Raw genomic sequence first — 24,327 nt, 5'->3', positions numbered from 1 at the left:
GATATGACACAACGTACCGACTGTCAATCCCCGGGGCGTCGGCAGGTTCCCGGCCCGGGGGGCGTGGCGACGCCGGTCAGATCCCCGCACCCGGATTCAGAATGTTCAGCGGGTCCAGCGCCGCCTTGACCCGTTGGTTCAGCGCCATCGCCTCGGGGCCCAGCTGCTCGGCCAGCCACGGCCGCTTCAGCCGCCCGACCCCGTGCTCGCCGGTGATGGTGCCGCCCAGGGCGATCGCCAGATTCATGATCTCGCCGTAGGCGGCCTCGGCGCGGCGGACCTCGTCGGGATCGTTCGGGTCGTGCACGATCAGCGGGTGGGTGTTGCCGTCACCGGCGTGGGCGATCACCGCGATCATCACCCGGTGATCGGCGGCGATCTTCTCGATCCCGGTGATCAGCTCGCCCAGCTGTGGCAGCGGCACGCCCACGTCCTCGAGCAGTAGCGGCCCCTTGGCCTCGACGGCCGGGATGCAGAACCGCCGGGCCGCCACGAAGCCTTCGGCCTCGACCGGGTCGTCGGTGGAGAACACGTCCTTGGCGCCGTGCTCGGTGAACACCCGGGCCATCAGCTCGATGTCGTCCGCGCCGGCGTGGCCCCGCTCATCGGAGGCCGCCACCAGCATGGCGGCGGCGTCGCGGTCGAGCCCCATCCGCAGTTGGTCCTCGACGGCGTTGATCGCCGCGGCGTCCATGAACTCCAGCATCGACGGGCGCAGCCGCCCGGAGACGTCGAGCACCGCCTCGGCTGCGGCGGCCACCGAGTCGAAGGTGGCCACCACCACCGCGGACTTGGGCTGGGCCGGCAGCAGTCGCAAGGTCACCTCGGTGATCACCCCGAGGGTGCCCTCGCTGCCGACGAACAGCTTGGTCAACGACAGTCCGGCAACGTCTTTCAGGCGCGGCCCGCCCAGGCGCACCGCGGTGCCGTCGGCCAGCACCACCTGCAGGCCCAGCACGTAGTCGGTGGTGACGCCGTATTTGACACAGCACAGCCCGCCGGCGTTGGTGGCGATGTTGCCGCCGATGCTGCAGATCTCGAACGACGACGGGTCCGGGGGATACCACAGCCCGTGTTCGGCGACGGCCTTCTTCACCTCGGCGTTGAACAGGCCGGGCTGGCAGACCGCGGTGCGGGTGACGGGGTCGACGGTGATGTCGCGCATCTTCTCGGTGCTCAGCACGATCCCGCCGTCGATCGCGGTGGCGCCACCGGAAAGTCCGGTGCCCGCGCCCCGGGTCACCACCGGCACCCGGTGCTCGGCGGCCCAGCGCAGGACCGTCTGCACTTCCTCGGTGCGCAGCGGACGCACCACCGCCAGCGGTTGGCCCGCCAGCGGATCCAGCGCGTTGTCCTGGCGGTAGCCCGCGGTGATCGTCGGATCGGTGACCACCATCCCGTCGGGCAGGTCGGCGATCAACTGGGCCAGGGCATCGGAATCCACGCACGCGATCCTACGGAGCTGCGGCGGCCTGCCGCGTCGCTACGGGTCGACGGTGAACTGCTGCTCGCCGTGGGCTGAGCCGCTCGGCTCGCCCTGCAGGTCGACGATGTAGGTGTAGGTGCCGGGTTTAGTGAGCTGAAAATTCCAGCCGCCGCCCCCGTCGCAGGTCGCCAGTCGCTGCTTTCGCGCCAGCACGACGCCGCCACCGCTGTCGAGGACCTTCGTCTGCTCGGTGCAGTACGAAAACAGGCCCTTTCCGTCAGCGGTCTTCCAGCGCAAGCCCAAATCGACCCAGAAAGTGCCGTCGTGCTTGGTCTTGCTGAGCTGGAAATGGTTGGGCGCCAACTCAACTCCGGTATCACCGGGGTTGGTGCGCGAGTGGAACACGCTCAACTGCAAGGTGCCTGTACTCGGGGCCGGAGCGGTGGGGCCCTGGCCGTTGAGAGTGAACTGCAGGTGGTTCTTGCCGGTCACCTCGCCGATCGCTCCGGCGATGTTGGCGAAGAACTGGTCAGGCAGGGTGGTCACCAGCGACAGTGCCACACCGGTCCGGTGCACCACATCGCCCAGATACCCAGGATCGGCGCCCGCTGCGCCGCTGATAGGCCTGCCGGCGGCTCCGATCCCGGCCAGCAGGCATTGGGCGACGTTGCCGTACTGATCGCGGGCTTGGTAGGCGTCTTTGGGGAGCTGCAGGGCGTTCATCGCGGTCAGCGCGCAGTCCCAGGCCGACCGGCTGTTCTGGAACACCGTGACCAGTTGGTCGCCATCGATACCCAGCATCCCGAGTCCGGTCAGGATCGAATTCAATTGCAGCGCCACCGGATTGACATCGGCGTTGATGGTGGCGCTGGTGGTGCCGACCGGAAGTGCGAGCTGGCCGCCGGCGCGGGGTGTGAGCAGCCCGTTCTTGTCGCTGAACAGCCACACCGCGAGCTGGTCGTTGCTGTTCAAGGGTGTCGGATTGGTGAAGGCTCCGGGAGGCGAGGACGTGATCCCGTAGAACTGGCTACTGCTGTTGACGAAGTCGACGCCGACGCCGCCGTCGCTGGGGTCGCGCAGGCAGCCGGTCACCGGCGCGTCGGCGCTGGACGCGCTGAGCGTGTAGGAGATCGATCCGATGGTCAGTTGGCTGCCACCCGCACAGGCCGGGCTGGAGTTGGTGCCGGGCAGCAGCACACCCCGGATGGTGTCGACCACCTTGCCCAGGTCCGCGGCGACGACCTGAAAAAACGACAGGTGGTCGGTGGTCGCGCTCACCGTGCGGGTCGCCGGATCCCAGGTAGCCGGTATCAGGTCGATCACCGACCCGTCGGCGCCGGAGCCCGAGTGGATGACCGGTTTCACCGAATTGCTGAACGCCCCGGCAAGCTCCGGATGGGCGGACAGGTCGAACCGCAGCTCGATCGGCTGCTTGGGCTGCAGCCCTGAGCCCAGCGTGATCGACGCAGGTGCACTGGCGGCCACCGCGGCCGCAAATGGTTTGCCCTCGGTGTCTGGGCCACCCGAGATCGTCAGCGGCACACCGGGATCACTGACACCGGCCGGTGCGGTTGCGGTAACCCGCATCCCGTTCAGGGTGATCTCGACGCTCGCCCCGTCGGGGCCGATCACCGCCGACGGCGACACCGTCGGCGAGGGGGACGATGAAACGGTCGGCGTCGCCATCGACTCGGCCACCCGGTTCCCCGACGAGCAACCGGTCAGCCCGGAGGCAAGCAACACGACTGTCAGCGCGACATGACCGCTGTACCTGCGCATTCCGGGAGTGTAATGGCGGCGCTGGGATTTCAGCGGCGGATCAGCCGGCGTCGAACAGTGACGTGGCACCCTGCGCGATCAGCTCGGACATGTTCGCCCACTGCTGGGCGGCCTGCTCACCCAGCTCCGTCGGCCAGGCGTTGGTGGCGGTCAGGATCGTGGTGGCCAGGTCGTCGCGGGCATTGAGCAGGCCGGCGATGATGCCGCTGTTCGGGTCGAGCAGTGCGTCGCTCAGCAGCGAGCCGGACGTCCCGGGAAGCAGCAGCGACAGCAGCGATTGTGCTGCGGCCAGCTGGAACGGCAGGCTGACATCGCTCCACAGCAGCGGCAGGTTGTTGGCCACCGCGGTCAGGCTGCCGAACGGATCGCTCGTGATCCCGTGCCAGACGGCGTCCCAGTCCGGGCTCAGTGCGTCGGTGAACCGCAGCGCCAGCGGTGTGACCGGCTCCTCGCCGAAGACCGACGCGAAGTTGTCGTCACCGATGAGCCCCTTGAGCCCGGAGAACAGCACTTCCTGGATCAGCCAGCTGGGTTGGGCGTGCATCCGGGACACGTCCAGGGCGTAGTCATAGGACAGCACCCGCTGGGTCATGTCGGCGGCGTACTCGGCCGCGCTGACGGTCGGGGTGTCACCGGGCAGGTATTGGGCCACGTCGGCCACCGGCACCACCTGGGTGGTCACCTCCAGACCGGTCGGATCGGTTCCGGCGGCGAGGTTCTCGAACCGGGCGAAGATCTCCCCGTTGGGGATGCCTCCGGTGTCCAGCCAATTCGCCACGCCGGGATTGGTGGCGCTGATCACGTAGTAGGTGTAGCCGTCAGCGGCTTGAAACGCCGTGGTGTTGTTCAGGGTGGTCTGGGCCAGCGTGAACGGCAGTGCCGCGCCGTAGACGTTCATCAGCTCGATGCCGCTGTAGGCGGAGTCCACCTCCGGCACCTTCACGATCAGCGCCTCGCCGGCGTCCAAGTCGAAGTTCCCCGCGGAGACGTCCGCGCTTGGCAGACCCGTGGCGAACAGGCTCGTCTCGGTGGCCAGCGGGCTCATGGTGTTGGCGGGCTGCTCGATCCCGGCGATCTGGGCCAGTCCCATGTTCTGGGTGTTGAACGGCCCGGCGATCTTGGCGAAGGCACTGAACAGCAGGGTCAGCGCGTCGTCGATCGAGCTGATCTTCGGTGGCGTCACCGTGTCGTCACTGGGAAAGAATCCGCCCTCGGGGATGGCGAAGAACGGCGGGCAATCGGCCACGCAGTGGATGCTGATATTGCTGGGCCCTTTCGCCCAGTCTCCCAACACATCCCGGACCAGCAGCGAGGCGGCCCCCTGGATGGTGGCGCTGTCGTCGTCGATGAAGTTGACCGCACCGCTGGGCGCGTCGGGCCCGATGTAGACGGTGAACGTGCCGTCGGGGTTGACCACCAGATTGGTGCCGAGTTCCAGGCTCTCCTTGCTGACGGCCTGCGAACCGGTGATCTGCTCGGTGGCGATCGCGAACGCCTCGGTGCCACCGCCGAGCGTGCCGGTGAGCTCATAGGTCGCGCCCGGGGCCAGGCCCGCGGTCGCGTGGTAGTAGATGTCGGGGGTGAAGAACTGGAAGTACTGCCGCGGATTGGCGGCGTCACCGGCCATCACTTCGGGCGACTGGAAAAACCATCCGTCGAACAGCTCGGTCACCCGTGAGACCCCGGCCATGAGCAATTCGTAGTTCGTGTTCTGCAGCCCCGTCATCAGCATGGCGACGCCGTCGGGTGTCGCGAAGGGCAGTGCCGCGTCGTCGGCGGCGGCCTGCTTCATCACGTCGAGCAGGGCATCGATCGCCTGTTGCACCTCGGCCGAGACCGATGTCAACGCCACCGGCAATGAGCGTGCCAGGCGGGCCGGCTGGATCGGGCTCGCCGCGGTGCCGACGACCACCGCCGTCGCCAGCCCGGCCGCACACAGCGCACGGCTACACCGGTCCCCCCGGGGTACTTCACGTCGTCCGGCGGCCATGACCGGCTCCTCTCCGGCAATATGACAATTATTTGCCATATGAACGACAACTGAAAATACGATGAGACGGGACGCTACCGCTGGCCGAACGTCAGCGCAAGGGTCCGGGCCGGCGCCGTACGATCGGTGATTTCCCGCGAAGCCAGGGATAAGGAGGGCGATGGGCGGCCGAGATGACGACCAGCGGGTGGGCTCGCCGCCTACCGATCGGGTCGTCGCCGTCGTGGGGTTATTGGCTGCTCAGTCACAGCCCAGTTCGGTCGCCTCGATCGCCTCGCGGTTGGAGTTGAACCGTGCCACGGTGACGTCGATCCTGCTGGCACTGGAGCGGGCGGGATGGGCGGCCCGCCGCGATGATCGCAAGTACACCCTGGGCCCCGGGCTGATCGGCATCGCCGACACGGTCCGTCGACTCTGGCCGCTGTCGACCGAGAGCGCGCACGTGATCGAGCAGATGGCGGAGCGGGCCGGCTGCGGAGCGGGGCTCGCGCTGGTGGGGGCCGCCGAGCTGAGTTTTCTGACCCTGGTGCGCGGCCGCGGCCGCATCCCGGCCGGGGTCGGGGTCGGCGTCCGGCTGCCGCTGATCGCTCCCGTCGGCGCCACCGTCATCGCCCACCGCGATGCGCAGGCGCGACAGGCGTGGCTGGCCTCGGCACATGGGGTCGGCCCCGACCTGCTCGACGACGTGCTGGCCCAGGTACGGCAGAACGGCGTCGTGGTGTTCGGCCTGGGCGGTCCGGGCCTGGAGGCGCTCGACGTGCTGGCCGAGGTGGTCGATCTGCTGGCGGAGCATCCCCGCCGGGTCGCGCTGCGGCAGCGGGTCTTCGAGCTGCTCACAGGTGTGAACGGAAACCCCTATACCGCAGAACAACTCGCCACCACGCAGCCGTTGTCGGTGAGCTATCTGGCCGCGCCGGTGTTCGACAAGGGCGAGCCCACTTACGAATTGCAGCTGGGCCCGCTGCGACGAGACGTGAGCGCCGCCGAACGGGACCGCTACATCCGCGAGATCCGGTCGACAGCCCAACAGCTCTCGACGTAGTCGTTTCTCATCGCGCGGCACCCGGCAGGATGGTGCCATGCTCAACCACCCGCGCACCGGTCAGCCGTTCGCCTCCCCGGTGCCGCCCGGCACCGGCTGGCCCGGTGACCCGGCCACCCGGGAGACCCCGCAGGCGCCGGACGCCGCCCGGGTGACGCACTTGGCCGGCCAAGCCGGCTCGATCCCCGAACTGGACGCGTTGATCAGCGTCTGCCGGGCCTGCCCGCGGTTGGTGACCTGGCGCGAAGAGGTGGCCGTCACCAAACGGAAATCCTTTGCCGACCAACCCTATTGGGGACGTCCGGTGCCCGGCTGGGGCTCGCCGACGCCGAAGATCGTCGTGGTCGGGTTGGCGCCCGCCGCCAACGGCGCCAACCGGACCGGTCGGATGTTCACCGGCGACCGCTCCGGTGACCAGCTCTACGCCGCATTGCACCGGGCCGGCCTGGTCAACCAGCCGACCAGCGTCGACGCCGCCGATGGGTTGCAGACGAACACGATCCGGATCATCGCCCCGGTCCGCTGCGCCCCGCCGGACAATTCGCCGACGACGGTCGAGCGCAACACCTGCGCGCCGTGGATCGACGCCGAATGGCGGTTGATCGCCCCGCACGTCCGGGTGGTCGTGGCACTCGGCGGCTTCGCCTGGCAGATAGCGCTGCGGGTGGCCACCGATCAGCCGCCCAAGCCCAAGCCGAAGTTCGGCCACGGCGCTCTGGCCGAACTGAGCCCCACGTTGCGACTGCTGGGCTGCTATCACCCCAGCCAGCAGAACATGTTCACCGGACGGCTGACGCCGGCGATGCTCGACGACATCTTCGGCCGGGCGGCGGAGCTGGCGGGACTATCCGGCTGAGTGGCCGCGTTGACTATCGACGTGCGCCTATCCGTTCTTGATCTCGTGCCCGTCCGTACCGACCAGACCAGCGCCGACGCGCTGGCCGCCACGGTGCGGCTGGCCCAGACCGCCGACCGGCTCGGTTTCACCCGCTACTGGGTGGCCGAGCACCACAACATGCCCTCGGTCGGGGCCACCAGCCCGCCGGTGCTGCTCGCCTACCTGGCCGCCCAGACCGCTCGGGTGCGGCTCGGGTCCGGCGGGGTGATGCTGCCCAACCACGCCCCGCTGGCCGTCGCCGAACAGTTCGCGCTGCTGGAGGCCGCCGCGCCGGGGCGGATCGACCTGGGCATCGGCCGGGCGCCCGGTTCGGATCCGGTCACCTCGTTCATGCTGCGCGGCGGCAGGGAAGGCGCGGCCGAGCGAGAAATCCAAAATTTCCCCGACTATCTCGATCAGGTGCGGGCGATGATGAGCAGTCGCGGCGTGCAGGTCCAGCTACGCGACGGGGACTACCTGCTCAAGGCCACCCCGGCCGCGGTCGGCGAGCCGCGGCTGTGGCTGTTGGGGTCGAGCATGTATTCGGCGCGGCTGGCCGCGGCCAAGGGCCTGCCCTACGTCTTCGCCCATCACTTCTCCGGCCACGGCACCGAAGAGGCATTGGCCTACTATCGGGAGCATTTCACCCCGAGCGAGGTGTGCTCCGAACCGACGACGTTCCTCACAGTCAACGCGTCGGTCGCCGAAACCCGTGATGAGGCAACGGCATTGATGCTGCCGAATCTGCAGATGATGGCCCGGCTGCGGACCGGGCGACCGCTGGGAGCGGTCGACCTCGTCGAGGACGCCCAGGCGGCCCGGGTGTCCGATCAGGAGCAGCGCATCATCGACAGCGGGCTGCAGCGCGCGGTGGTCGGCGCGCCCGCCGAAGCGGCCGAGGCGCTCAAGGCGCTGGCCGAGGACTTCGACGTCGACGAGGTGATGGTCAACCCGGTGGCGTCGGCGCGGCGCGGCACCGACCCGGCGACCGCGCCCGGGCGCGAGCGGACCCTGGAACTGCTCGCCAAGGAACTGTTCTAGCGGTCGAAGATCGTCGACCCGAAACCGCTGGGGCGGTAATCGATGTAGATCGGGTTCTCCGAGAACGGGAAGTAGCCGCTGTTCATCGAGGTGTTCGACCAGACCCACGGGCTGTTCGTCGAGGTGGTCGTGTAGGAGTACAGCAGAGTCTGACCATCGGACGTGTACACCGAGATCTGGGTGCCGACCGGCAGTTGCGAGCCGATCCCGGCGCTGGGAACCAGCCACTGCGGGACGCTGCCGAACATGCCGCCGGAGTCGATCGACGTGGAAACCGCCTGCGGCACACCGCCGTTGATCGACACCATGGTGTCCACGAACGGGGAGCCCGGAAGTGACAGCTCCGGGTCGAGCTGGTTGGGGCCGAACACCACCTCGCCTCGGGTGGCGTCGACGAGCACACCCTGGTTGAGCGCGCCGGGCAACGCCGAGATGATCGTCGAGGTTCCCGAGAAACCGTTGTTCGGCCCGATGCCCAGCACCCCGACGATGCCGTACTGGTTGAAGTAGCTGGTCATCAGAGCGGTCGATGCCGGGTCGACGATATTGACCGCGGTGGGGTCGGTGACCAGACCATCGGGGCAGACGCCCGCCTTGTCGCAGAAGCCGACCGTGGTGTCGTAGGTGTGGTAGCCGTAGGACTGATTGCCCAGTCCGGCGTAGCTCGCACTGCCGGAAAAGACCGAGTCTCCCAGGCCCTGGCTGTTGCCCAGGATCGTCAACCCGGTGGAACCGGTGTCGATCTGCACCGCGACCGGTGGGCCGCCGTTGAGGGAGATGTAGACGATCGGGCTGATCCCGCCGCTTTGCAGATACAGCGGGATGGACGCGTTGACCAGGCCGTCCGGGCCGCCGGTGGCCCCATCGGCAGCCGACCCCGAGCCGTCACCGCCGGCACCCCCGGCGCCGTTGGCCCCGGTGCTGCCGACCGTCCCGCCGTAGCCGCCCACTCCGCCGTCGCCGCCGTCGCCGCCCTTGGCCCCGGCGCCGCCGGCGGCCACGTTGCCCGCGGCACCTCCGGCGCCGCCGTCGCCGGCCGCGCCGCCGTGCACGTTCGTCGAGGCCAGGGTGGCGGTGCCTCCGTTACCTCCGTCGCCGCCGTGGCCGCCCGCACCGGCGTTGCCGCCGGCGCCAGCACCGGCACCCGAACCGCCCGCTCCGCCGACACCGGCGTTGCCGCCGTCGCCTCCGGAGCCGCCGTTGCCGCCGCTGGAGCCCTGCGAGTAGAAGCTGCCGCTGCCGTCTCCGCCGTCTCCGCCGGAACCTCCCACACCACCGTTCCCGCCGGCGCCGCCGGTGAATCCGGCCGCACCGATCCCGCCGGAACCACCGGCTCCCGCACCGCCGCCCTCGCCGCCGGCGCCGCCGATCCCGACCGGTGCCTTGTTGATTCCGGGTTGGGCGAAAGCGCCGGTGCCGGGGGCTCCGCCGTCTCCGGCCGTCCCGCCGTTGCCGCCGTTGCCGCCGGTGCCGCCCGCACTGGCCAGCCCGGTGCCGCCGGTGCCACCACCGCCGCCGGTCCCGCCGCCACCACCGGCGCCGCCGTCGCCGTTGGTGCCGAAACGCCCGTGCTCGCCCAGGGCGGCGTTGCCCTGGTAGGACAAGCCACCGGCGCCGCCCTGGCCGCCGCTGCCGCCGCTGCCGCCGTCGAAGCCGGCGTTGGGGCCCGCGGCGCCGTGGTCACCGAGGCCGCCGTTGCCGCCGACGCCACCCGCCCCGCCGTCGCCGCCGCTGCCGTATTGCACGTTGTTGGGCGCGTCCACGGTGGCGATGCCATTGCCGCCGCCGTTACCGCCGGCCCCGCCCGTGCCGCCCGCGCCGCCGTTACCGGTGCCGGCGCCGTGCGCGCTGGCACTGCTGCCGCCGGCCCCACCGGCCCCGCCCAGCCCACCGTTGCCGCCGCTGCCGGGCAGGGTGGCGCCGGCGGGCTGGCCCGATTGGTCCAGGCCGCGGCCGCCGTTGCCGGCCGCGCCGCCGTTGCCGCCGTCGCCGCCGTTGCCGTCGCCGAGGGAGTTGCCGCCGGCGCCGCCGGCCCCGCCGTTGCCGCCATCACCGGCGTTGCCGCCGAAGAGGCCGGCGACGCCGTTCCTGCCGGTCGCCCCGTTGCCGCCGTTGCCGCCGTTGCCGCCGTTGCCGTGGGCGCTGCCGGTCCCGCCGTCGCCGCCCTTGCCGCCGCTGGCGCCGGCGGTGGTGGGGCTGTAGCCGTTGCCGCCGTTGCCGCCGTCACCGGCATGGCCGGTCGGGGCCGCCCCGGCCGCACCCGTCGCCCCGGCGGTCGAACCCGCCCGCCGGTACCACCGGAGCCGCCGGCCCCGGCGTTGCCGCCGTTGCCGCCCCGGCCGCCGTCGACGTGGGAGGCGCTGCCGTTGCCGCCTCGGCCGCCGGCGCCCGGATCGCCGCCGGTGCCGCCGGTGCCGCCGGTTCCGCCCGCGCCCTGCTGGCCCACGGTTCCGTGGGTGGCGGTGCCTCCCGCGCCGCCGGTCCCGCCGGTGCCGCCGGTGCCGCCGCGGCCACCGTCACCGCCGTTGCCGCCGGCGCCGCCGGCCACGCCGCTGGCCGTACCGTCGGTTCCGTTGCCGCCGGTCCCGCCGGTCCCGCCGACGCCGCCCGTCCCGCCGCGCCCGCCGTTGCCGCCGAGCGCTCCACCGGCCCCGCCGGTTCCGCCCGCGCCGCCGCTGCCGCCCTGGCCACCGTCCTGCCCGGTGGCACCGGTCCCGGAGGCGTCGCTGCCGTCGGCCCCGAGCCCGCCCTGGCCGCCCGCGCCGCCGTTGCCGCCGTCGCCGTACGCGCCGCCGTTGCCGCCGTGACCGCCGGCCCCGCCGGCTCCGGTAGCGGCGTCAAAGCCGGCTCCGCCGTTGCCGCCGTTGCCGCCGCTGTGGGCGGCCAAGCCGGCGGCCCCGGCAACGCCGTCCACACCGGTCCCGGCCAGCCCGCCGACCCCTGCCGCGCCGCCCGCGCCGCCGCCTCCGGCCAGACCCGGGTCGCCGCCATTGCCACCGGCCCCGCCGTCGGGGTGGACGGCCGTGCCGGCCGCCCCGACTCCGCCGGTTCCGCCCAGGCCGGCGGCACCGCCGCGACCGCCGTCCCCGCCGCTGCCGTTCTCACCCGCCGTGCCGTGCGCCGATGCGCCGCCGGCTCCACCGGCGCCGCCCACGCCGCCGGATCCGCCGTTGCCGCCATCGCCGGCGTCGCCGCCGGTGCCTGCGTTGCTCGCGAAGTCCCCGGCCTGCCCGTCGGCGCCGGCCTGGCCCGCTCCGCCGGTCCCGCCGGACCCGCCGGCGCCGCCACGCCCGCCATCACCGAATTGCGCTGAGAGGCTGGCTCCGCCGGCCCCGCCGGCACCACCCATACCGCCGGTGGCGCCCACGGCTCCGGAGCCGCCGGCGCCGCCGGCACCGCCGGCCCCGCCACTGCCGAAGAACCAGGCCAGCGCGTCGCCGCCGTCTCCGCCGGCGCCGCCGGCACCGCCCAGCACACCCTCGCCGCCGGCACCTCCGGCGCCGCCGTTGCCCATGAACCAGCCGCCGGCCCCGCCGATGCCTCCTGCGGCACCGGCTCCGCCGTCACCGCCGGCCCCGCCGTCACCGAACATTCCGGCCGCGCCGCCGTTGCCGCCGGCGAGACCGGCCAGGGTTTGGTCATATCCGTCGCCGCCGTCACCGAACCACAGGCCGCCGGCGCCGCCGTGGGGGTTGTCCGCGGTCCCGTCGATCCCGTTGCCGATGAGATACGACCCGGCGAGCTGGTTGATGGTGGTGTCGATCTGAATGCCCAGCGGGCTGGTGATCCAGGTCTGAACCTGGTCGTGCAGCGCGGTGTAGAGGTCCATGCCGAACAGGTCGGAGGCGTCGAGCGGCTCCGCGCCGGCGGCCAGGCCCGCGGTCGGGGCGAACAGCTCGACCAGCCAGTCCAGGTCTACGTCGGCGTGCGCCGGTGGCGCCGGGGAAAGGGGGCTGAGTCCGAATGCTCCGCCGATGGCTCCGGCGGCGACGAAGGCCCCGACCGCGGCGCGTGCCCCGCGCCGGCGAGTCGAGCGCGGATTACGTCGTCGGCTCATCGCCCCACCTTGTCTGGATCGAGGGCGAACCCTGCTCGGCAGCCCACGCGCAGAAGCGTGGTCAAGCCAAAGTACTACCTAAGCAGGCGCTTAACAACGGACAAGTGGTTTCCGCAGGAAGAAAGTCGACCGGTTAAGTGGACGCCGCGGGTGTGAGCACCACGACCGGGATCGGCCGAGCAGTGCGTCGCTGGTAGGCCTCGTAGCGATCCGCATTGTTGGCGTTGACGATCCGCCACATCCGGGCGTAGTCCGGGTCGTCGGGCAGCACCGCCCGCGCGGAGACGGGCAACCGTTTGGGCCCGACGTTGATCTCGACGTCGGGGTGTGGCTTGAGGTTGTGATACCAGCCGGGGGAGCGGGGCGCACCGCCCATCGACGCGACGATCAGGTAGTCGTCGCCATCGCGGGCGTAGGACAGGGTCGAGGTGCGGGCCCGACCGGTCTTGGCGCCGACGGTGTGCAACATCAAGCTGGGAGGCAGGCCCGGCAGCCGGTGGCCGACGCGGCCGTTGGTCCAGCGGTAGATCAGGTCGTGGAGGCCGAGCACGCGGACGCCCACTTTTTCGATCAACGGGAGATGGTCCATTGCTTCAGTCTGACGGCGCGGTGCCGGCATCCGCCAGTGCCGCCCGCAAGATCTGCCCGGTCTGCTCCCGATCCGGGTCGCGGCGCACCAGCATCCCCTTGGCGAACGACAGCTTGTCCCCGCTGCGGCGCGGTACCACGTGCAGGTGGATGTGGAACACGCTCTGAAAGGCCGCCCGCCCGTCGTTGATCGCCAAGTTGTTGCCGTCGGCGTGCAGTCCGGAGGCCCGCGCCGCGCGGGCGATCCGCTGGCCGACCGCGAGCATGCCGGCCAGTGTCTCGGCCGGGGTGTCGGTCAGGTCCACGCTGTGCCGCTTGGGGATCACCAGCGTGTGGCCGCGGGTGAACGGCCGGATGTCGAGGAACGCCAGGTAGTCGTCGTCTTCGTAGATCCGGACGGCCGGGGCGGCACCGGCAACCACAGCACAGAACACACAAGACACCCCCGCCACGTTAGCCGTTTAGCGCCACCGTCATCGTCTCGATCGCCCGGTCCAGGATCGCCCGGGTGGTGCCGAAGTTCAGCCGGGCGAATCCCGGGCCGCCACCGAACGGGATGCCCGGGCTCAGCGCTACCCGCGCGTGGCCCAGCAGGTACTCGGCCGGTTCGGCGGGCAATCCCAGCGCCCGGAAGTCCAGCCACGCCAGGTAGGTGGCCTGCGGGTGGCTGACCCGAACCCCCGGCACCGCCTCCGGAAGCACACGGCTGAGGTGATCGCGGTTGGCCCGCAGGTAGACCAGCAGACGGTCCAGCCAGTCGCCGCCGTCGGTGTAGGCGGCGATGTTGGCCCGGATGCCGACGGTGGAGGCGCCCATGGTGTGCATCATGTTGATCCGGTCCCAGGCGTCGGCGTCGCGCTGGTTGGACAACATCACCTGGGCGCACATCAGGCCGGGCAGGTTCCAGCCCTTGGACGCCGACATCAGCGTGACGACGGTGTCGGCGGCGACGTCGGACACCGAGGCGGCCGCGACGTGCGGGCGGTCGTAGACCAGCGGGGCGTGGATCTCGTCGGCGATCACCCGGGCGCCGTGGTGGGCGGCGATCTCCACGATCGCGCGCAGCTCCTCGGCGGTGAACGCGGTGCCCAGCGGATTGTTCGGGTTGCACAGGATCAGCGACCCCGCACCGGCGCTGAACGCCGCGTCCAGCGCATCCAGATCGATCAGGTAGCGACCGGAATCATCTTGTGTCATCGGGATTTCCACCCGCTGACGGCCGGAGACCAGCAGCAGGTCGAAGAACGGCATGTAGGCCGGGACCGGCAGCACCACCGGGCTCTCCGGGCGGGTGAGGAAACCGATGACCACCTCCATGCCCTTGAGCACGTCGGGCACCACCCGCACCCATTCCGGGCGGGCGGCCCAGCCGTAGCGCCGCTCGCACCAGCGTGCCGCCGCCACCGGCAGCGCATCGGACCCGAACGCCGGGTAGCCGAACTCCTCGGCGGCCACGCAGGCGCGTATACCGTCCAGCACCGCCGGCGCGGTGGGGAAATCCATCTCGGCGATCCACAGCGGCAACACGTCCGGCTCGAAGTGGTTCCACTTGATCGTCCCGCGGGCGCGGAGTTGGTCGTCGGTCAGCGCATCGAAGACTTCAGCCACCCCGACAGTCTGCCGGGAGATACGTTTGCGTCGTGGCTGATCCCAAGATCGAGGAATTGCTCGACGGGCTGGATGGCGCCGCGCGCGCCGAACGCGCCGAATTGATCGAATGGCTGCTAGGACAGGGCATCACCACTGATGAGATTCGTGGGAACGTCTCGCCGATGCTGTTGGCGTCGCGACGACTGGTCGGCGACGACGGCATGTACGTGTCGGCCCGCGAGATCAGCGAATCCACCGGGGTCGATCTCGAGCAGTTGCAGCGGCTGCAGCGGGCGGTCGGGCTGCCCTGGGTCGAGGATCCGGACGCCCCGGTGCAGATGCGTGCCGACGCCAGCATCGCCGTGCATGCGCGCCGCTTCATCGAGGCCGGTATCGGCCCCGAGCAGGCGCTGCAGACCGCACGCGTGCTGGCCGACGGTCTGGCGCACACCGCCGAGTTCATGCGCTTCACCGTGTTGTCGGCGATCGGCGAGCCGGGCGTCACCGAGCTGCAGATCGCGCAGCGGTCGCGGGACCTGGTGGCGGGGCTGGCGCCGATGCTGGGCCCCTTCGTCCAGGACATGCTGATGATGCAGCTGCGCCATCAGCTCGACATCGACGCCGTGACCGCCGTGGAGCGCATGGCCGGCGCACCGCTGCCGGGGGCGCGGCAGATCACCGTGGCGTTTGCCGACCTGGTCGGGTTCACCCGACTCGGGGAGATGGTGCCGCCCGAGGAGCTGGTCCAGCTCGCCGAACGTCTGACTGTGCTGGGCCGTGAGATCGCCGTCCCGCCGGTGCGATTCATCAAGACCATCGGCGACGCGGTGATGTTCGTCTGCCCGGAGCCGGCGCCCATGGTCGATGCGGTGCTGCGGCTGATCGAGGCCGCCGAGGCCGACGGCGAGCTGCCGCGGCTGCGCGCCGGTATCGCCGCGGGGGAGGCGGTGAGCCGGGTCGGGGACTGGTTCGGCAGCCCGGTGAATCTCGCCAGTCGGGTGACCGGGGTGGCGCGGCCCGGCACGGTGCTGGTCGCCGGGCCGGTGCAGGCCGCGCTCGCCGACGACGATGCGTTCCGCTGGTCGTTCGCGGGAGCGCGGCACCTCAAGGGCATCAAGGGTGAGGTGAGCGTGTACCGGGTCCGGCACCGCGGCGAGGGTTCCGAGAGCTGACGGTCCAATGCCGACCGTCCCGGGGACTAACGGCCCTGTCGAGCGGGCCGCCCCCCGGGGAACCTGTGAGGTGAGGTGGAGGTGAGTCATGGTGGACACATTGGTGAAGCCCGAAGTAGTGGCCGAAGCGGTGCGATTGGCATGCCGCGCGCCGTCGCTGCACAACAGCCAGCCCTGGCGGTGGGTGGCTGAGCCCGGCCGGCTGGACCTGTTCCTGGATCCGAACCGCGCGGTGCACGGCGATCAATCCGCGCGTGAGGCGCTGATCAGTTGCGGGGCGGTGCTTGATCACCTGCGGGTGGCGATGGACGTAGCCGGATGGACGGCCGAGGTGCAGCGGTTCCCGGATCCGCAGCGACCCGAGCATCTGGCCTCGATGGGCTTCACCGCTGCCGAGCGGGTCAGCGATATCCAGCGATACCGCGCCAACGCGATCCTGATGCGACGTACCGACCGGTTGCCGTTCTTTGCCCCGAGTGCCTGGGAGCCGTTCGAGGCCGTGCTGCACAGCAGTGTCGACGATCCGGTGCGGTTGTGCGTGCTGGCCGACGACGTGCGTTCCCAACTCGCGGAGACCTCTCAGGTCACCGAGGCGCTGAGGCTCTATGACTCGTCGTATCACGCCGAAATAAGCTGGTGGACAGCACCGTTCGAGGTCTCGGACGGGATTCCGCAGAGCGCGCTGGTCTCGGCCGCGGAGAGCGACCGGGTCGACATCGGCCGGAGCTTCCCGGTCACCCACAACCGGGAGCGGCGTATCGAGGTCGGTGACGACCACTCGAAGATCGTGCTGCTGTCCACCGCCAGCGACGCGCCGGAAGATGCGCTGGCCTGCGGTGAGGCACTCTCGACCGTGCTGCTGGAGTGCACGATGGCCGGTCTGGCCAGCTGCCCGGTCACGCATCTGACGGAGGTGCCGGCCGGGCGGGCGATGCTCGCCGGGCTGGCCGGGCGTGATGACCTGCCGCAGGTGCTGATCCGGGTCGGTGGCGCACCGGCGCTGGAGCAGGTGCCGCCGCCGACGCCGCGACGTCCGCTGGCCGATGTGCTGCAGCTGAAATATTGAGCGGCGGAACACAATGGGGCAGGCCCGGCTGACGTGGGGAGCGTCTTACACTTCCTGCGCGGCTGGCTTTCATCCACTGGGCCAGCTCTTCGGTTCGGTCAGTTCCGGGCCTGCTTCGCGGTCGAATCTACGCCGGTGACCACCGGTCAGCAATGGCTGATTCGGACCTAATTCTTCGGGTCCGTTGGTCACGGTATTCACTTGTGTCACTGTGGTTTTGCTTGTGGATGGATTCGGTGGGTTGTCGGGGTGCGCCGCTATGATTAGCACATGTGTTCGAACAGTCGGGACGAGGTCGTCGAGGTCTTCGACGCGCTGACCGCCGGGCTGGACCGGGCGCTGGAACTGGACTTCGAGGTGTTGACGCCGCGGGAGTGCGTGGCGTTGTTGCGGCGTTGCGAGGTGCTGCGGCGCCGGCTGCCCGCCGTGGAGCACCCTCTGGTGAATCGGCTGGCGGCGGCCGATCCCGACGAGCTGGGCGGCAAGGCACGCTGGGTGCTCGCCGACGAACTGCATCTGACTCGCGGGGAGGCTGGGCGGCGCATCACCGAAGCCGCCGAACTCGGGCCGCGACGCAGCCTGACCGGTGAGCCGCTGGACCCGGTGCGCCCGGTGGTGGCCACCGCCCAACGGAACGGGGAGATCGGGGCCGCGCATATCGCGGTGATCCGCTCCTTTTTCACCTACCTGCCCGACGACATCGACACCACCACCCTGGCCCGCGCCGAAGCAGAACTGACCGAGCTGGCCGCCGGCTACCGGCCCGATCAACTGGCCACCCTGGCCCACCGCATGGCCGATCACCTACACCCCGACGGCAACTACACCGACGAGCAACGCGCCAAACGCCGCAGCCTGGTGTTGGGCCCCCAAGACCGCGACGGCATGAGCCCGATCAGTGGCTACCTGGACCCGCACGCGCGTGCCACCCTCGATGCGGTGCTGGCCCGCTGGGCCGCCCCGGGCATGTGCAACCCCGACGACCCCACCCCCTGCGTAGCCGGCACGCCGACCCAGGCCCAGATCGACGCCGATGCCCGCAGCGCACCGCAACGCAACCACGACGCCCTGACCGCCATGGCACGTGCCCTGCTGGCCTCCGGAGACCTCGGCCAGCACAATGGGCTGCCGGCCACCATCATCGTCTCGACCACTTTGGCTGATCTGCAGGCCGGTACCGGTAAAGCCCACACCGGCGGCGGCACCTGGCTACCCATACGCGACGTCATCGCGATGGCCTCCCACGCCCATCACTACCTACGCATCTATGACGGCGCCACAGAACTCGCGTTGTTCCACACCAAACGCCTGGCCTCACCCGGGCAGCGCATCGTGCTCTATGCCAAAGAACGAGGTTGTAGCCACCCCGGCTGCCCCATCGGGGGCTACTACTGCGAAGTCCACCACGACACCGACTACGCGCGCACCGGGCGCACCAACATCAACGAACTGAGCCTGCGCTGCGGCCCCCACCACCAACTCATCACCTCACACGGCTGGAAAACCCGCAAAACCCACAACGGCACCACCGAAACCCTGCCCCCACCCCACCTCGACCACGGCCAACCCCGCACCAACCACTACCACCACCCCGAAAAACTACTGCGCGACAACGACTCCAGCGAAGACGACGACGAAGATCCGTAACCCGAGGATCACAGATCAATTGCCCTCGGCCATCGCCCAGTACGCCCCCCGGCGGCCAGCAACTCGGTGTGGGTGCCCTGCTCGACGATGCGGCCGGCCTGCATCACCAGGATCAGGTCCGCGTCGCGGATCGTCGAAAGTCGGTGGGCGATGATGAAGCTGGTGCGGTCCCTGCGCAATTCGCGCGTCGCCCGCTGAATGAGCAGTTCGGTGCGGGTGTCCACCGAGCTGGTCGCCTCGTCGAGGATCAGTAGTTGCGGGCGGGCCAGGAACGCCCGGGCGATCGTGATCAGCTGCTTCTCTCCGGCACTGATCCCCGCCCCGTCGTCGCTGACCCTGGTGGCGTAACCGTCCGGAAGCGCCTCGGCGAACCGGTCGACGTGCGCGGCGCGGGCGGCCGCCAGCACCTCGTCTTCCGATGCGTCGGGCCGTCCGTAGCCGATGTTGTCGGCGATCGTCCCGGTGAACAGCCAGGTGTCCTGCAACACCATCCCGATCGAGGAGCGCAGCGCCGAGCGGTCCACCGAGGTGATGTCGACGCCGTCGATCAGGATCTGCCCACGCTCCACGTCGTAGAACCGCATCAGCAGGTTGACCAAGGTGGTCTTGCCCGCCCCGGTCGGCCCGACGATCGCCACCGTGGTGCCCGGCTCGACGGTCAGCGACAGGTCCTCGATCACCGGAACCCCGGGCCGGTAGCCGAAACTGACGTCGCGGAACTCGACTCGCCCGCGCGGCCCGGAACCATTGAGCGACAGTGGTACCGCGGGGGCCGGTGGCTCCTCGGGCTCGTCGAGGAAGGCGAAGACCCGCTCGGCGCTGGCCGCCCCGGACTGCAGCGTGTTGTACATCGCCGCGAGGTTGCCCAACGGCTGGTTGAACTGGCGGACGTAGGCGATGAACGCCTGGATGCTGCCCAGGGTGATCTGACCGGTGGCTACTTGGAAACCGCCGATCACCGCAACCGCGACATAGCCCAGGTTGGCGATCACCCCGGTCGCCGGTGCCACCAGGCCGGAGAGGAACTGGGCGCCGAACCCGGCCCGGTACAGCTCGTCGTTGCACTCGTCGAAGCGCTGCTGCGCCCAGTCCCGGTGACCGAAGGTGCGGATCAGGGTGAAGCCGCTGTAGGTCTCCTCCAGGTGGGCGTTGAGCCGTCCGGTGGCCGCCCACTGCGCGGCGAACAGTCGCTGCGAGCGCCGGGTGATCGCCCGTACCGCCAGCAGCGACACCGGAACGCCGAGCAGCGTGATCGCGGCCAGCAGCGGCGAGATGGACAGCATCATCGCCAGCACCACCAGCACGGTCAGCACCGAGGAGAACAGTTGGCTGATCGTCATCGACACCGACGTCGCGGTGTTGTCGACGTCGTTGGTGACCCGGCTCAGCAGTTCGCCGCGGCGCTGGGTGTCGAAGTAGCGCAGCGGCAGCCGGTGCAACTTGTCCTCGACGTCGCGGCGCAGCGTGCGCAGGGTGCGTTGCAGGATCACGTTGAGCAGCCGCGCCTGGGTCCAGACCATCAGCGCGGCAACCAGATACAAACTCATCGCCAGGGCCAGCGTGCGCGCGACCGCGGCGAAGTCGACGCCGGCGCCCGGCACCACGGCCATCCCGGACAGCATGTCGGCATAGGTGCCCCGACCCGCGGCGCGGGCGGCCTCGACGGCCTGCTGCTTGGTCATGCCCGACGGCAGGCCGCGGCCGATCACCCCGTTGAAAATCAGATCGGTGGCATGGCCGAGGATCCGCGGGCCGGCCACCCCGATCGCGATGCCGCCCAGCGACAGCGCGATCACCGCGGCGATCAACCGACGCTGCGGGCCCATCCGCCGCACCAGCCGCATCGCGGTCACCGAGAAGTCGGTGGGCCGCGCGGTCGAATCCATCACCGGGGCCGTCACGGCAGCCCTCCGGCCATCACTGACTGGGATTCGGCGAACTCGGCGTAGGTAGGACACTCGGCCAGCAACTGCTGATGGGTGCCCGCACCGACCACCTGCCCGTCATCGATGACGATCACCTGATCGGCCTGCACCACCGTCGAGATCCGCTGCGCCACAATGATCACCGTCGCATCGGCGGCCACCTCGCGCAGTGCCGCCCGCACCGCGGCGTCGGTGCGGGTGTCCAGTGCGGAGAACGCGTCGTCGAACAGATAGATCGACGGCCGGCGGATCACGGCCCGGGCGATCGCCAGCCGTTGCCGCTGCCCACCGGACAGGTTGATCCCGCCCTGGGCCACCGGCATCGCCAGCCCGTCGGGGTGCGCGGTCACGAAATCGTCGGCGGCCGCCACCCGCAACGCCTCCCACATCTGCTCGTCGCTGACCTCGGCGCCCGCCGGGGCGCCGTAGCGCAGGTTGTCGGCGACGGTCCCGGAGAACAGGTAGCCGCGTTGCGGCACCAGCCCGATACCCGACCACAGCTCTTCGGGGTCGCGGTCGCGCACGTCGACGCCGTCGATGAGCACCGCGCCGTCGGTCACGTCGCGCAGCCGGCAGATCAGCGACACCAGGGTGGACTTTCCCGACCCGGTGGAGCCGACCACCGCGGTGGTGGAGCCGGGCCGGGCGGTCAGCGACACGTCCTGCAGCACCGCCCGGTCGGCGCCGGGATAGGCGAAGCCGACCCCGGCCAGCCGGACCTCGCCGGTGGCGGCCGACGGTGTCACCGGGTTCACCGGGGTGCTCAGCGCCGGCTCGGTGGACAGCACCTCGGTGATCCGCTCGGCGCATACCGCGGCGCGCGGCAGGATCGCCACGACCATGGTGGCCATCAACACCGCCATCAGGATCTGCATGAAATAGGACAGGAACGCGATCAGTGAACCGACCTGCATCTGCCCGGCGTCGATGCGCAGCCCGCCGAACCAGATCAGCGCGACGCTGGAGGCGTTGATGATCAGCGTGGTGGCCGGCAGCATCAGCGCCTGCAGGTTGCCGACGGTCATCGAGGTGTCCGACAGTGCCGTGTTGGCGCGGGCGAACCGGTCCTGCTCGTGGGTTTCCCGGGCGAAGGCGCGGATGACCCGGATCCCGGTGAGCTGATCACGCAGCACCCGGTTGATGTTGTCGATCAGCATCTGCATCCGGCGGAACAACGGCAGCATCCGCACCACGATCGCGTAGTTGGCCCCCGCCAGTACCGGTACGGCCACCGCCAGCAGCCAGGACAGTCCGACATCCTGGTGCAGCGCCATCAGCAGCCCACCGATGCTCATGATCGGCGCGGCGACCAGCACCGTCGTCCCCAGTTGCACCACCAGCTGGATCTGGCGGACGTCGTTGGTGGTGCGGGTCAGCAGCGTCGGCGTGCCGAATCGGGTGGTCTCGCGCTCGGAGAAGCCGATCACCCGGTTAAACACCGCCCGGCGCAGATCCCGGCCGAAGCCGGTCCCGGTCCGCGCGCCGAAGTAGACCGCCGCGATTGCGCACAGCACCTGCAGGCCGGTGACCGCCAGCATCACCGCACCCAGCCGGGTGATGACGGCGGTGTCGCCGCGCACCACCCCGTCGTCGATGATCGAGGCGTTGACGGTCGGCAGGTACAACGAGGACAGGGTGCTGATCAGCTGCAGGGTCATCACCGCCGCGACCGGCCAGCGGTACGGCCTGAGGTAGCAGCGCAGCAGCGCCAGGAGCATGGGCTTACTGTCGCACATCCGTGCGGGCCGCATGCGGTGGTGACAGTGCCGGGGCGACACAAACCGACTGGTCACCCGGTGTGTCGTGGTTGCCCGGCGGTGGTGCCGCTACAGTGCATCGTGTGCGGCTCAAACTGACGGTCCCGGCCCTGGCGGTCGCTACCGTGATTCCGATGCTCGCCGGGTGTTCCGACTCCGGCTCGACCGAAGCCCAGTCCGGCGAGTCCTCGGCGACCAAGTCCGACCAGAGCACTCACGGGCCGTCCTTCCCGCAGTGCGGGGGCATCAGCGACGAGACCGTCACCAACCTGACCCGGGTGTCGGGGCTGGTCAACACCGCGCAGAACTCGGTGGGCTGCCAGTGGCTGGCCCGCGGCGGGATCATGGGACCGCACTTCTCCTTCTCCTGGTATCGCGGCAGCCCGATCGGGCGCGAGCGCAAGACCGAGGAGGTGTCGCGCACGTCGGTGGAGGACATCAACATCGACGGCCACAGTGGCTTCATCGCGATCGGCACCGCCCCGACCATGGGCGACAACCTGTGCGAGATCGGCATCCAGTTCAAGGACGACTTCATCGAGTGGTCGGTGAGTTTCGCCCAGAAGCCGTTCCCGGACCCGTGCGACGTCGCCAAAGAGCTGACCCGCCAGTCGATTGCGAACTCCAAATGACCCGCCGGATTCTGGCCGTTCTCGGGGCGCTGGCCGTGCTGATCGCGCCAACCGCCTGCTCCCGTGAGGTGGGCGGCACCGCGGTCAAGGCGGGCTCCGGGGATACCCAGCGCAACAACAACTCCGAGCGGCAGTACCCCAATCTGCTCAAGGAGTGCGAGGTGCTGACCACCGACATCCTGGCCAAGACGGTGGGGGCGGACCCGCTGGACATCCAGAGCACCTTCGTCGGCGCGATCTGCCGCTGGCAGGCGGCCAACCCGGCCGGGCTGATCGACATCACCCGGTTCTGGTTCGAGCAGGGCAGCTTGGACAACGAGCGCAAGGTCGCCGAGTTCCTGCAGTATCAGATCGAGAACAAGACGATCGTGGGCGTGCCGTCGATCGTGATGCGCCCCGCGGACCCGAACGGCTCGTGCGGAGTCGCTAGCGACGCCGCCGGCGTGGTCGGCTGGTGGGTGAACCCGCAGGCTCCGGGGATCGACGCGTGCGAGCAGGCGATCAAGCTGATGGAATTGACGCTCGCGACGAACTCGTAGCGGGACAGGGCGGACCTCAGCCAGGGATGCCGACGCTTTCGCTTTGAACCAGGTGGTTCGAAGTGATGGTTCCTATTGCGGCCCAGACTATCTCGCTGACCAGCGGGATTCACAAGGGGCGGTCGTTGCCGAAGGGTGTTCGCGCACCCACGGATCGGCGAGTGGGCGAGACAAGCGAGCAACGCACCGGGCAACCGTTTCCGGGTTTGAACGGGCGGTTACCGCATCCCCATACCGATTCCAGGACAACGGGCCTGCTGGCGGCTAGAGTCACCGTCTGGTAGCTGTCAGATTCACTGTCGTTGCGCAGGTTTGACTCCCAAGGAGAGGGCAAGGATGATGCGTCACCGTCTTCTGATCGCCATCGTCGTGAGTGCGGCGACTGCCGGTGTGGCAGTCGCCCCGGTGGCCATGGCCGACCCGCCCTACAAGAATTGCTCCGAAGCCCACGCGGATGGCCGGTACAACATCACCCAAGACGATCCCGCCTATTCGTCGAAGCTCGACCGCGACGGTGACGGGCTCGCCTGCGAACCAAAGCGCTGAGTCCGGCCCCGAGCGCCACATGCGCGGGGCCGATCAGCGCGGCACGTGAAAGTCCACCAGGGCTGCTGTCCCGAGTTCCAAGTCCGCCCAACCGCCGTTGACGTGCAGCACGGCGATCCCCGAGGTCGGGAATTTCTCTGAGATCTGCTGGGCAACAGCGGCATCGGTTCCCGGTGCGCCGGCCAACCCGAGGGCGACGCTCGACATGGCCGGTTCGTGGCCGATCACCAGCAGGGTGTGCACGTCGTCGCCGACGGTGTTGATCGTCGCGATCACGGTTCCGGGCGCGGCCTCGTAGAGGTCGTCGAGATAGCGCACCGGTGCGCTTACCCCGGTCTGCTCGAGGGTCTGCCGGGTGCGAGTCGCCGTCGAACACAGCACCGCGTCGATCTCGGGGTTCCGGGCGCGCAACCAGTCGCCGGCCAGCCCGGCCTCCCGGATTCCGCGCTTGGCCAGCGGGCGTTCATGGTCGGCCGCCCCGGGCGGATAGTCCGACTTGGCGTGCCGAAGCAGGATCAAGGTGCGGGTGCTCACCGGTCCCAGGGTAGGGGCCGTCGTATCCCGGCATCCCTGCTGATGCTGAAGTGCCGGGTGAGACGTGCGGGATGGGGTTGTCCGCCGGGCGTTGAGACCTGCCGAGCAAGGTCCGCGGG

The 24,327-nt window shown here is 70.1% G+C and carries 19 protein-coding genes and 1 pseudogene; 9 read left to right on the top strand and 11 right to left on the bottom strand.

The genetic code is table 11. From position 1 onward, the window contains the following. Nucleotides 1–76 precede the first annotated feature (76 nt). The 3 genes from G6N23_RS14330 to G6N23_RS14320 are packed head-to-tail and all read right to left on the bottom strand — an operon-like array spanning nucleotide 77 to nucleotide 5,195. Nucleotides 77–1,444: an FAD-binding oxidoreductase gene (locus G6N23_RS14330; protein WP_085261256.1), complete on the bottom strand. Its 1,368-nt coding sequence runs from the start codon at nucleotides 1,442–1,444 to the stop codon at nucleotides 77–79. A 39-nt stretch (nucleotides 1,445–1,483) separates the two neighbouring features. Next, the gene (locus tag G6N23_RS14325) at nucleotides 1,484–3,205 is read right to left on the bottom strand and encodes a hypothetical protein (RefSeq protein WP_133055487.1); all 1,722 of its coding nucleotides are present in this window, start codon (nucleotides 3,203–3,205) and stop codon (nucleotides 1,484–1,486) included. 40 nt (nucleotides 3,206–3,245) lie between these two features. Further along, nucleotides 3,246–5,195, bottom strand: coding sequence for a hypothetical protein (locus G6N23_RS14320; RefSeq protein ID WP_085261258.1), 1,950 nt, complete (start codon nucleotides 5,193–5,195; stop codon nucleotides 3,246–3,248). Nucleotides 5,196–5,355: 160 nt separating this feature from the next. Between G6N23_RS14320 and G6N23_RS14315 the strand changes: the two genes are divergently transcribed. The 3 genes from G6N23_RS14315 to G6N23_RS14305 are packed head-to-tail and all read left to right on the top strand — an operon-like array spanning nucleotide 5,356 to nucleotide 8,155. Beyond that, nucleotides 5,356–6,237 (top strand): helix-turn-helix domain-containing protein, encoded by an 882-nt coding sequence (locus G6N23_RS14315; protein ID WP_085261259.1) that lies wholly within the window; start codon nucleotides 5,356–5,358, stop codon nucleotides 6,235–6,237. A gap of 37 nt (nucleotides 6,238–6,274) precedes the next feature. Continuing rightward, on the top strand, nucleotides 6,275–7,093 hold the full coding sequence (locus G6N23_RS14310; RefSeq protein ID WP_085261260.1) for a uracil-DNA glycosylase: 819 nt from the start codon (nucleotides 6,275–6,277) through the stop codon (nucleotides 7,091–7,093). A gap of 21 nt (nucleotides 7,094–7,114) precedes the next feature. Beyond that, entirely contained in the window at nucleotides 7,115–8,155 is a 1,041-nt protein-coding gene (locus G6N23_RS14305; protein ID WP_085261266.1) for an LLM class flavin-dependent oxidoreductase, read from the top strand. Here G6N23_RS14305 and G6N23_RS22745 read toward each other — a convergent pair. The 5 genes from G6N23_RS22745 to G6N23_RS14275 form a co-directional block, all read right to left on the bottom strand. After that, nucleotides 8,152–8,934, bottom strand: a complete 783-nt coding sequence (locus G6N23_RS22745; protein ID WP_235687143.1) for a PecA family PE domain-processing aspartic protease — start codon at nucleotides 8,932–8,934, stop codon at nucleotides 8,152–8,154. The two genes, G6N23_RS14305 and G6N23_RS22745, sit on opposite strands and share 4 nt — an antisense overlap. Further along, nucleotides 8,874–11,984: a PGRS repeat-containing protein gene (locus G6N23_RS22740; protein ID WP_456320102.1), complete on the bottom strand. Its 3,111-nt coding sequence runs from the start codon at nucleotides 11,982–11,984 to the stop codon at nucleotides 8,874–8,876. Before G6N23_RS22740 ends, G6N23_RS22745 begins: the two co-directional genes overlap by 61 nt. A gap of 361 nt (nucleotides 11,985–12,345) precedes the next feature. Then, on the bottom strand, nucleotides 12,346–12,801 hold the full coding sequence (locus G6N23_RS14285; protein WP_085261261.1) for a nitroreductase family deazaflavin-dependent oxidoreductase: 456 nt from the start codon (nucleotides 12,799–12,801) through the stop codon (nucleotides 12,346–12,348). A gap of 4 nt (nucleotides 12,802–12,805) precedes the next feature. After that, nucleotides 12,806–13,243 (bottom strand): HIT family protein, encoded by a 438-nt coding sequence (locus G6N23_RS14280; RefSeq protein ID WP_085261268.1) that lies wholly within the window; start codon nucleotides 13,241–13,243, stop codon nucleotides 12,806–12,808. A gap of 10 nt (nucleotides 13,244–13,253) precedes the next feature. Continuing rightward, nucleotides 13,254–14,408, bottom strand: coding sequence for a MalY/PatB family protein (locus G6N23_RS14275; RefSeq protein ID WP_085261262.1), 1,155 nt, complete (start codon nucleotides 14,406–14,408; stop codon nucleotides 13,254–13,256). Between the two features lie 32 nt (nucleotides 14,409–14,440). Between G6N23_RS14275 and G6N23_RS14270 the strand changes: the two genes are divergently transcribed. The 3 genes from G6N23_RS14270 (at nucleotide 14,441) to G6N23_RS14260 (ending at nucleotide 18,275) form a co-directional block, all read left to right on the top strand. After that, nucleotides 14,441–15,562: an adenylate/guanylate cyclase domain-containing protein gene (locus tag G6N23_RS14270; RefSeq protein WP_085261263.1), complete on the top strand. Its 1,122-nt coding sequence runs from the start codon at nucleotides 14,441–14,443 to the stop codon at nucleotides 15,560–15,562. 88 nt (nucleotides 15,563–15,650) lie between these two features. Beyond that, nucleotides 15,651–16,628 (top strand): Acg family FMN-binding oxidoreductase, encoded by a 978-nt coding sequence (locus G6N23_RS14265; RefSeq protein WP_085261264.1) that lies wholly within the window; start codon nucleotides 15,651–15,653, stop codon nucleotides 16,626–16,628. A gap of 270 nt (nucleotides 16,629–16,898) precedes the next feature. Continuing rightward, nucleotides 16,899–18,275, top strand: a complete 1,377-nt coding sequence (locus G6N23_RS14260; protein ID WP_095173776.1) for an HNH endonuclease signature motif containing protein — start codon at nucleotides 16,899–16,901, stop codon at nucleotides 18,273–18,275. A gap of 15 nt (nucleotides 18,276–18,290) precedes the next feature. Here G6N23_RS14260 and G6N23_RS14255 read toward each other — a convergent pair. Together G6N23_RS14255 and G6N23_RS14250 are read right to left on the bottom strand one after the other, a co-directional pair. Beyond that, nucleotides 18,291–20,161 (bottom strand): annotated as a pseudogene (locus G6N23_RS14255) (ABC transporter ATP-binding protein). A gap of 11 nt (nucleotides 20,162–20,172) precedes the next feature. After that, entirely contained in the window at nucleotides 20,173–21,918 is a 1,746-nt protein-coding gene (locus G6N23_RS14250; RefSeq protein WP_173675010.1) for an ABC transporter ATP-binding protein, read from the bottom strand. 173 nt (nucleotides 21,919–22,091) lie between these two features. Between G6N23_RS14250 and G6N23_RS14245 the strand changes: the two genes are divergently transcribed. From G6N23_RS14245 to G6N23_RS14235, 3 genes are all read left to right on the top strand, one after another. Beyond that, nucleotides 22,092–22,589: a DUF3558 domain-containing protein gene (locus G6N23_RS14245; protein ID WP_085261921.1), complete on the top strand. Its 498-nt coding sequence runs from the start codon at nucleotides 22,092–22,094 to the stop codon at nucleotides 22,587–22,589. Beyond that, nucleotides 22,586–23,128 carry a DUF3558 domain-containing protein gene (locus tag G6N23_RS14240; RefSeq protein ID WP_085261918.1) on the top strand — a complete coding sequence of 181 codons (543 nt, stop codon included), beginning with the start codon at nucleotides 22,586–22,588 and terminating at the stop codon, nucleotides 23,126–23,128. The genes G6N23_RS14245 and G6N23_RS14240 overlap by 4 nt, the downstream gene beginning before the upstream one ends. Nucleotides 23,129–23,467: 339 nt before the next feature. After that, the gene (locus G6N23_RS14235; RefSeq protein ID WP_095174153.1) at nucleotides 23,468–23,674 is read left to right on the top strand and encodes an excalibur calcium-binding domain-containing protein; all 207 of its coding nucleotides are present in this window, start codon (nucleotides 23,468–23,470) and stop codon (nucleotides 23,672–23,674) included. Nucleotides 23,675–23,707: 33 nt separating this feature from the next. Here the strand turns inward: G6N23_RS14235 and G6N23_RS14230 are convergent, their stop codons facing one another. Beyond that, a complete protein-coding gene (locus G6N23_RS14230; protein WP_234808676.1) occupies nucleotides 23,708–24,208 on the bottom strand; it encodes a SixA phosphatase family protein in 501 nt (166 codons plus the stop codon). Nucleotides 24,209–24,327: the final 119 nt, after the last annotated feature.

The sequence above is a fragment of the Mycolicibacter terrae genome (assembly GCF_010727125.1).
GTDB lineage: Bacteria > Actinomycetota > Actinomycetes > Mycobacteriales > Mycobacteriaceae > Mycobacterium > Mycobacterium terrae.
This window is presented reverse-complemented; position numbering and strand designations above follow the sequence as displayed.

Bases quoted from the DNA above. Each gene is read 5' to 3' on its own strand.
- G6N23_RS14325 (WP_133055487.1), bottom strand. From the start codon at position 3,205: ATGCGCAGGTACAGCGGTCATGTCGCGCTGACAGTCGTGTTGCTTGCC.
- G6N23_RS14320 (WP_085261258.1), bottom strand. From the start codon at position 5,195: ATGGCCGCCGGACGACGTGAAGTACCCCGGGGGGACCGGTGTAGCCGT.
- G6N23_RS14315 (WP_085261259.1), top strand. From the start codon at position 5,356: ATGGGCGGCCGAGATGACGACCAGCGGGTGGGCTCGCCGCCTACCGAT.
- G6N23_RS14310 (WP_085261260.1), top strand. From the start codon at position 6,275: ATGCTCAACCACCCGCGCACCGGTCAGCCGTTCGCCTCCCCGGTGCCG.
- G6N23_RS22740 (WP_456320102.1), bottom strand. From the start codon at position 11,984: ATGGACCTCTACACCGCGCTGCACGACCAGGTTCAGACCTGGATCACC.
- G6N23_RS14285 (WP_085261261.1), bottom strand. From the start codon at position 12,801: ATGGACCATCTCCCGTTGATCGAAAAAGTGGGCGTCCGCGTGCTCGGC.
- G6N23_RS14265 (WP_085261264.1), top strand. From the start codon at position 15,651: ATGGTGGACACATTGGTGAAGCCCGAAGTAGTGGCCGAAGCGGTGCGA.
- G6N23_RS14260 (WP_095173776.1), top strand. From the start codon at position 16,899: ATGTGTTCGAACAGTCGGGACGAGGTCGTCGAGGTCTTCGACGCGCTG.
- G6N23_RS14250 (WP_173675010.1), bottom strand. From the start codon at position 21,918: ATGCTCCTGGCGCTGCTGCGCTGCTACCTCAGGCCGTACCGCTGGCCG.
- G6N23_RS14245 (WP_085261921.1), top strand. From the start codon at position 22,092: ATGCTCGCCGGGTGTTCCGACTCCGGCTCGACCGAAGCCCAGTCCGGC.
- G6N23_RS14240 (WP_085261918.1), top strand. From the start codon at position 22,586: ATGACCCGCCGGATTCTGGCCGTTCTCGGGGCGCTGGCCGTGCTGATC.
- G6N23_RS14235 (WP_095174153.1), top strand. From the start codon at position 23,468: ATGCGTCACCGTCTTCTGATCGCCATCGTCGTGAGTGCGGCGACTGCC.